Origin of the sequence: Galbibacter marinus (genome assembly GCF_000300875.1) — a bacterium.
In the GTDB taxonomy this organism is placed as follows: domain Bacteria; phylum Bacteroidota; class Bacteroidia; order Flavobacteriales; family Flavobacteriaceae; genus Galbibacter; species Galbibacter marinus.
In genome coordinates this window covers 134,650-142,862 of record NZ_AMSG01000007.1, presented here as the reverse complement: position 1 = coordinate 142,862, position 8,213 = coordinate 134,650, and the positions used below count along the sequence as shown (strand labels likewise).

5 protein-coding genes are annotated in these 8,213 nt (G+C 37.5%); all 5 read right to left on the bottom strand.

Annotated elements, in window-relative coordinates; translation table 11 throughout:
- Positions 1–367 (bottom strand): DUF3347 domain-containing protein (locus I215_RS07485; RefSeq protein WP_008991355.1); only part of this gene is annotated, 367 nt, incomplete at its 3' end.
- Positions 368–424: 57 nt separating this feature from the next.
- Positions 425–811 carry a DUF302 domain-containing protein gene (locus I215_RS07480; RefSeq protein ID WP_008991354.1) on the bottom strand — a complete coding sequence of 129 codons (387 nt, stop codon included), beginning with the start codon at positions 809–811 and terminating at the stop codon, positions 425–427.
- Positions 812–832: 21 nt separating this feature from the next.
- Positions 833–3,205 carry a multicopper oxidase domain-containing protein gene (locus I215_RS07475; protein WP_008991353.1) on the bottom strand — a complete coding sequence of 791 codons (2,373 nt, stop codon included), beginning with the start codon at positions 3,203–3,205 and terminating at the stop codon, positions 833–835.
- A gap of 48 nt (positions 3,206–3,253) precedes the next feature.
- Entirely contained in the window at positions 3,254–4,465 is a 1,212-nt protein-coding gene (locus I215_RS07470; RefSeq protein ID WP_008991352.1) for a TolC family protein, read from the bottom strand.
- Positions 4,462–8,202 carry an efflux RND transporter permease subunit gene (locus I215_RS07465; RefSeq protein ID WP_008991351.1) on the bottom strand — a complete coding sequence of 1,247 codons (3,741 nt, stop codon included), beginning with the start codon at positions 8,200–8,202 and terminating at the stop codon, positions 4,462–4,464. Before I215_RS07465 ends, I215_RS07470 begins: the two co-directional genes overlap by 4 nt.
- Between the last annotated feature and the right edge of the window lie 11 nt (positions 8,203–8,213).

Sequence of the window (8,213 nt, the reverse complement as noted above, 5' to 3'; positions counted from 1 at the left end):
CTACGGCATCTTCTATAATTTCTTTTAATTCGGCTTTTTGAGTGTCGGAAAAATTTGATGAAACATCAAAATTCCCTAAAGTTGTTGCCAGAGTTGCACCAAGTGTTTTTGCTTTAGCATTATCATCTGCAACCAACGCATTTTTAAGATTAAAGTAGTCCTTTAATACAGCTTGTGAATTACCATCGCCACTCATTGCCATTTCCTTCTTTTCGCCGTCGTGATGACCATCACTGTTATCGTGGTTCATTTCTGAATGGTCTCCATCCGTGCTATTTTGTTCTTTGCTGTTGTCTTTACAAGACATTACTGTTAAGGTTATGAATGCTATCGCAACTATACCTAATGTTGATTTTAATTTGCTCATTTTGTTTTAATTTAAGTTTGTGTTTATTAATTATTATTACTGCCTTTTTATAGTGTCTTATAATTTTTCAATGACGTTTTCCAACATTGCAGTTATTTCGCTGGCTACCTCATTCAATTTTTCATTTTTTACAGCTTGCATTGAAGCCATTGGGTTTACGGCCGCAACTTCAATGATACCTGCTTCGATTTCCTGTACTATGACATTGCAGGGCAACATCGTTCCAATTTTATCTTCTGCTTGCAAAGCTTTATGTGCATAGGGCGGATTACAAGCTCCGAGTATCCTATACTTTTTAAAGTCTATATCCAGTTTTTTCTTTAGTGTTTCTGTTACATCAATTTCTGTAAGGATTCCAAAACCTTCTTCCTTTAATCCTTGTGTCACTTTCTCTATGACCTCTTCGAAGGTTCCATTGATTGTTTTATTAAAATAATAGTTCATCTTTTTTTAATTTTTAGTTGTTTAAAATCTTGCTAATAGTCCACCACCCAATCCATATCGGTTATTGTAGTTAGCTTGGATTGAAAAATTGCGCGAAAGAATGTATGCAACCCCTACCAACCATTGTGTTTCGCTTTCAAATGATTTATTATTCTCTAAATCATTGACCCATCCAAAATCTGCTCTGTATTCGTATTCGCCTTCCAAAAAAATTCTTGGAAAAATCAATAATTCTCTGTCCAAACGTATTCTTGGGCGTAGCTGATGGTCCATACTCACATCTACATTAAATCTATAAGGCGTAAAATACTTTACACCAACCAATCCTACGGTATTAAATGTATCGTAAGAATCTGGTGTTGACGTTTCGGTATTTACTCCTGCATAAACACGTACCCAATCGTTCAGATACCTATTATAACTTATTTCGGCTTCAACATTTTGGTCGTAATCGAACTCTGTTCTCAAACCAAATTCATTTCGGATATTGCTCGACGTTAAAAAGAGTTCATTAAAATTTGAACCTGCACGAGCCAATCCCCACGAATAATAATGGTCTGTCTCATCAATAAGTTTCTGAACTGGATAATCTTTCATTCTATCATCCCTTGGGGTATCGTAACTAAACACTCTTGCCATACCACCCATCATATGGTACAATATGTGGCAATGAAAAAACCAATCGCCATACTCTTCGTTATAAAATTCAATAATAACTTTCTGCATTGGTGGTACGTTCACGGTATGCTTTAATGGGGAACGTTCTCCTTTTTCATTAATGACCCTGAAGTAATGACCGTGCAAGTGCATTGGATGGTGCATCATAGTCAGGTTATTTAATGTAATTCTGGTTACCTCGCCTCCTTTTATATTTATCTTATCGGTTTCTGATAATGGAACCCCATTCATACTCCATACATAGCGATTCATATTACCTGTTAGGTTAAGCAACACTTCATTTACTGGTAAATCTGCCTTAAATTCAGTTTTTTCTTTTGCCTCTAAAAAATCATAGTTGAAGTATGTCTTTCGCTCCTCATAATCAAAAGAAGTAGAATCCTTCTGCATCATTGGCATATTGTGCATATGACCTTCCATTTTATTTGATGCTCCATTATGGCTCATTGACATCGAGTCTTTTTTCATTCCCATTGTATCATCGATCTTCATATCCATTTGGTCATTCATTTTGCCATCTTTCATCGACATCTTATCGTTCCCCATTTTCATCTCGCCGTCCTTCATATTCATCTTCATTCCGTACTTCTGCATTAAAACTTCGGGTGTATTCTTCTTCTTGTTTCCAACCATTGCAGGTGCTCCCATTTTCATATCCATTTTAGCCATTTGCTTCATCATCGCTACCTTATCAGGTCTATCAATTCTTTTGGCTGGGTAAAGAGTGCCATTACCTAACTGTATAGAGGTATGACCTGAACCATCTTGAGCGGTTGCGGTAATTTCAATAGTTCCTTCTGGAATAGTTACAATTACATCATTCGTTTCGGCTATGCCAAAGAGAAATCTGCTTTTGGAAACGGGTTGCACGTCAACACCATCACTGGAAACCAACATTGGGTTACCTCCGCCAAAGTCCATCCAATAATAGGTAGAAGCCGATGCGTTAATGAAGCGAAGCCTTACTTTTTCGCCAGCCGTAAATTCTGGAAACTCTGCCAGTTTTTTACCGTTGGACAAAAATGCGGGATAATAAATGTCTGCAATATCAGCCCCTTCCATACGGTCTCTCCAAAATTTAAGTTGAGCACCAAAGGCACCTTCTGAAATGACCCTACTTAATGGCACTGCTGTGCCTTTTTTAACTTGATACCACTCGTTACCTCTTTTAAGGTTTCGTAATACATTCATTGGTTTTTCATTGGTCCAATCTGATAATACCACGACTAAATCTTTATCATATTCCAAGGTTTTCTCTTTTGGATGAATGATAATAGACCCATAAACACCTTTTTGTTCTTGTAGCATTGTGTGGGAATGGTACCAATATGTTCCCGATTGGTTGATTGGAATCCTGTATTGGAAAGTTGTTCCTGGCTCAATCGGTGGGGTAGTTAAATATGGAACCCCGTCGTAAAAATTGGGAAGTATCAATCCGTGCCAATGCACTGAAGTTTCTTCATCCATTTTATTGGTTACGTTGATTATAGCAAGGTCTCCTTCATTAAATTCCAAAACAGGCCCAGGGATACCTCCATTGATAGTCATTGCATTAGCAGTAACACCACCAAGCGTCATTTTATTTTCTTCAATGGTAAGGTTATACTCTTTAATAGGTCGTCCTTCTTCTTTTCTATCTTGTCCGTTGGTTCCTACTTGTGCAACACTTTCAAATGAAACGAGAAGTACAAATAGTATTGTTATCTTTCTAATCATAATTCTTTATTTTAGTGTTCAAAAACCAATTTGGCCTAGTTCAATTTTTTATCTTGTTAAATAATTTATTAAAGCATATTCTGTAAAATACCCTTTAATGGAATCGATTAAATTGATTTGAAACTTTAACTGCAATTCCTGTACATCTAACACATCATTAAAATCTATAGTTCCAGTTTCGTAGTTTTTCATAAGAATTTCCTCGGCATCAATGGCCTGTTTCAAATTATCGGTTTGTACATTGAACTTAATTCTTGTCGCATTTCTATTATAAAGCCCTTGCGCCAAAAGTGTTTCTAACTTATTCAACCTATCCTCTTTTTGAAATTTTATTTCTAGTTGTTTCAACTCATTTTGTCTTGTCACAGACTTATATTTATTATTAAAAATGGGAATAGAAATAGAAAGCATAGGCATAACCATATCTTTAAAAGAGCTAGTTATCATTGGACTATTTTTTTGGTTAATATACTGCACTCCAAACCCTACCATAGGACCACTTTCCTTTTGGTTTAACAGCTCTGACTGCTCAACAGATTCATATAACTTATCATATTTAATAAGTTCCGGGTTTATTTGAAGGTTCTCATTTAAAACCAGAGGGTCAACGTCCGGAATCATCATTTCTTCCACAACATCCACCGACATATTTTCTTCACGATTCAAAAGGTTATTGAACAGCGTCTGTTCTGCCTGAAAACCCTGTTCTAGCACTTCCTTTTGTTGAACTAATTCGTTTTGTCTTATTTGAAGGCGAAGTACATCAACAGCTGATGCTTTACCAACTTCCAATGAAGTTAATGCTAGGCGTTCATAGGTTTGTAAAAGTTCAATGTTCTCATCCAGAATAAGCTGTTTTGCACGTATGGCATAAAGTTTATAATATGACTGGGATACTGACAATGAAAGTTTTCTTTTCGCAATTGCTATATCAACATATTGCGCTTCTGCTATAGATGATGCATAATTTTCCCTTGCTGAAATGGTCCCGAACCACGGTAACATTTGCATTACAGAGGCACTAAATTGCTCCATAGGCATATCCATTTCAGGAGCTATAGCCATAACGCCAAAATTAAATTCAGTATTTGGTAAGCTGTTAACTTCATTTACTTTTTCTTCGGCGATATTGTACCGCAATTCAAAAGCTTGGATTTCTGGATTGTTCTTTTCAGCTTCCTGAATATAGGATGCTAAATCTTGTGCATTTACTTCCGTGAAAGCGAAAAAAACAAGTGCTATTAAAATTATATATCTCATTTTGTAGCTCGTTTTAATTGAAATTCTTCTTTCCAGCTAAATAAAACTGGCACAACAAATAGGGTTATAAGTGCAATTAACATCCCACCAAAAGAAGGAATAGCCATTGGAATCATTATATCACTCCCTCGACCTGTTGATGTTAATACAGGCAACAAAGCAAGAATAGTTGTCGCCGTTGTCATTAAACACGGACGGATACGTTTTTCTCCTGCCTCAACTACGGATGCCCTAATGCTTTTTCTATCTTTAGGTTTGTTTTTGTCAAAGGTTTGCGTAAGGTAGGTAGCCATTACTACGCCATCATCGGTAGCAATACCGAATAGAGCAATAAAACCAACCCATACAGCGACACTTAAATTAATGGTGTGCATTTGAAAGAGGTCTCGTAAATTTTCTCCGAAAAAGCTGAAGTTTAAGAACCAATCTTGGCCGTAGAACCATATCATTAAAAAACCTCCCGAAAAGGCGACAGCAATTCCAGTAAAGACCATTAATGACGTTCCAACAGAACGGAACTGGAAATATAGGATTAGAAAAATAATAGCCAAAGCCAGAGGTACTACCACGCTCAATGTTTTTTCTGCTCGTAACTGATTTTCATACGTTCCCGTAAATTGATAATTGATACCCTTTGGAACGGTCAATTCGCCATTGTCAATTTTTTCTTGAATAAGGGCTTGGGCATTTTCCACCACATCTACTTCGGCGAAACCATCTAATTTATCAAAAAGGACATAGCCTACTAAAAAAGTGTCTTCACTCTTTATAACCTGTGGCCCTTTCTCATATCTAATAGTGACCAACTCACTTAACGGAACCGGACTTCCTTTTTCTACAGGCACATAAATATCTTTTAAATCGTTTGGATTTGCGCGTAATTCCCTTGGGTAGCGTACACGAATACCATAGCGCTCCCTACCTTCTACTGTTTGTGAAAGCACCATACCACCAACAGAAACCTGTATAACTTGCTGTACTTGCTCTATGGTTATGCCATAGCGCGCAAGTCGTTCTCTGTCAATATCTATAAGTAGGTATGGCTTCCCCACAATACGGTCGGCAAAAACTGCTTCATCCTTTACACCCTCTGCTTGTTTTAAGATATCTTCCAATTGTACCCCAAACGCCTCAATTTCTTTTAAATCCTGTCCTTTCACCTTAATGCCCATAGGTGCTCGCATACCAGTCTGTAGCATCACCAAGCGTGTTTCTATGGGTTGTAGCTTTGGTGCTGAAGTAACACCTGGAAGCTTTGTAACCCTTACGATTTCTTTCCAAATATCGTCTGGCGATTCAATTTCAGGTCGCCAATTTCTAAAGTACTCTCCATCGTCATCTGGAATGAGCTGTGAACTTGTCACAGAGAATGGGTCTGTAATTTTTGAGGCTTTATAGTCATCATCTTCTACTTCAATTTCGCTATTAGGGTTGGTTACTAAACTGCCATCCTTTAAAACAAATAAGCCGTCTTCGTTTACCTTAAAGCGTTGTCTTTTGCGATTTTCATTTAAAATATATTCAGATTTATATTGAATAACATTCTCATACATCGATAACGGTGCAGGGTCTAATGCTGATTCTGTACGCCCAGATTTACCGACTACGGTTTCAATTTCTGGAATGCTCGCAACGGCCATATCGAGTTGCTGTAGGACGCGTTTATTTTCCTCCACACCTGCGTGTGGCATTGAAGTGGGCATTAACAGGAATGAACCCTCATTGAGTGAAGGCATAAACTCTTTACCAGTATTACGCATAATCATCACTCCAAAAATTACAATGGCAGTTGGTATCGAAAGAAATAACAGCTTATTGCGCAATGCCCAATTTAAAATTCGAACATAATAATTTCTAAAAAGTGTAAATACACCCAAAAGACCAAAACAGATAAGACCAACGAAGATTAAGTTTATAAGGATACTTCTATCTACTCCCAGTGGTCTCCAATATTCCGCCAATAGGAATATGATAGCAAAAGCCGAAACAAATATATTGATGATGTTGGCGCGTTTTGACGTAATCTTTTCCTTTAGTGAAAGGAAGCCAACAACGCCAAATGCAACTAATATTAATCCAAGCGGATAGCCTAAAATTAAAGATAAAACGCCAAAAACAATCAATGCTCCATTTAGCATATAACTAAAAGAAGTTTTTAAATTTCTCTTTTTAAATAAATAGGCCGCAAATGGTGGAATTAAAAATAGGGCAACAATAAGAGATGCGGTGAGTGCTGCCGTTTTTGTAAATGCCAATGGCCTAAACAATTTCCCTTCTGCACCAATCATAGTAAATACAGGAATGAAACTAATAATAGTGGTCATTACTGCCGTTAAGATGGCGCCAGAAACTTCGGCAGTCGCATTATAAACTACCGTATTCATAGGTAGCTTTTCTTCATTTTCATCAATATGCCGCAAGACATTTTCCGAAAGGATAACGCCCACATCGACCATAGTTCCAATAGCAATTGCAATACCAGATAAGGCGACAATATTTGCATCTACATTGAACAGTTTCATAGAAATAAAGACCATCAAAACCGCAACAGGCAATAATCCGGAAATCAATACGGAAGCCCTTAAATTGAAGACCATTATGATAATCACAAAAATGGTTATCAATATCTCTAAAGTTAGCGCTTCATCAAGTGTGCCCAAGGTTTCTTGGATTAGTTCTGTTCTGTCATAAAAGGGTACGATGGTTAATTGCGAAGTCCTCCCATCGCTTAATGTTTTTGATGGAAGCCCAGAACTTAACTCGTTTATTTTTTCTTTAACATTGTTGATGACTTCCATAGGATTGGCCCCATAACGAGCCACTACAACACCACCAACAACCTCGGCTCCTTCCTTGTCCAATAAGCCTCTTCTTGTAGCAGGACCGTGTGTTACTTTCGCAATATCCTTTATACGGATGGATGTAAAATCTTTTGAAGTAACTACCGCGTTTTCTAAATCAGATAGTTTCTTAATATAACCCAATCCTCTTATAAGGTATTCAGCTTGGTTGATTTCAAGCGTTTGTGCACCAACATCTTTGTTGCTTTGTTTTACTGCTTTTACAACCTCACTCAAGCCTATGTTGTATTGCCGCATTAATTCGGGATTAACATCCACTTGATATTCCAAAACATATCCGCCGATGGAAGCCACTTCTGAAACGCCACTCGCAGATGACAACGCATATTTCACGTAGAAGTCTTGAATGCTTCTTAATTCTTGTAAATCCCATCCACCTGTAACATTACCATCTTTATCACGTCCCTCAAGGGTGTACCAATATATTTGCCCTAATCCTGTGGCATCGGGACCTAGAGCTGGATTAACGCCTTCTGGTAGAAGTCCGGCTGGTAATGAGTTTAATTTTTCAAGTATTCGGCTTCTGCTCCAATAAAATTCAATATCTTCTTCGAAAATGATATAAATGCTCGAAAACCCGAACATAGATGAACTACGTATTGTTTTAACCCCTGGAATACCAAGAAGCGATGTGGTTAGAGGATAAGTAATTTGATCCTCAATATCTTGAGGGGAACGACCATCCCATTTAGTAAATACAATTTGTTGGTTTTCGCCAATATCTGGTATGGCATCTACGGCAACAGGGTCTCGAGGAAGTGAGCCTGTATTCCATTCAAACGGGGCGTTTACGACTCCCCAAGCAATAAAAAGTGCAAGTAGTAGAACGGCTACTAGCTTGTTCTCGATTAAAAATTTGATGCTTTTATTCAGCATTACAATGATTA

Excerpts from the sequence above, each read along its gene's own strand:
- I215_RS07480 (WP_008991354.1), bottom strand. The coding sequence starts at position 811 with ATGAACTATTATTTTAATAAAACAATCAATGGAACCTTCGAAGAGGTC.
- I215_RS07475 (WP_008991353.1), bottom strand. The coding sequence starts at position 3,205 with ATGATTAGAAAGATAACAATACTATTTGTACTTCTCGTTTCATTTGAA.
- I215_RS07470 (WP_008991352.1), bottom strand. The coding sequence starts at position 4,465 with ATGAGATATATAATTTTAATAGCACTTGTTTTTTTCGCTTTCACGGAA.
- I215_RS07465 (WP_008991351.1), bottom strand. The coding sequence starts at position 8,202 with ATGCTGAATAAAAGCATCAAATTTTTAATCGAGAACAAGCTAGTAGCC.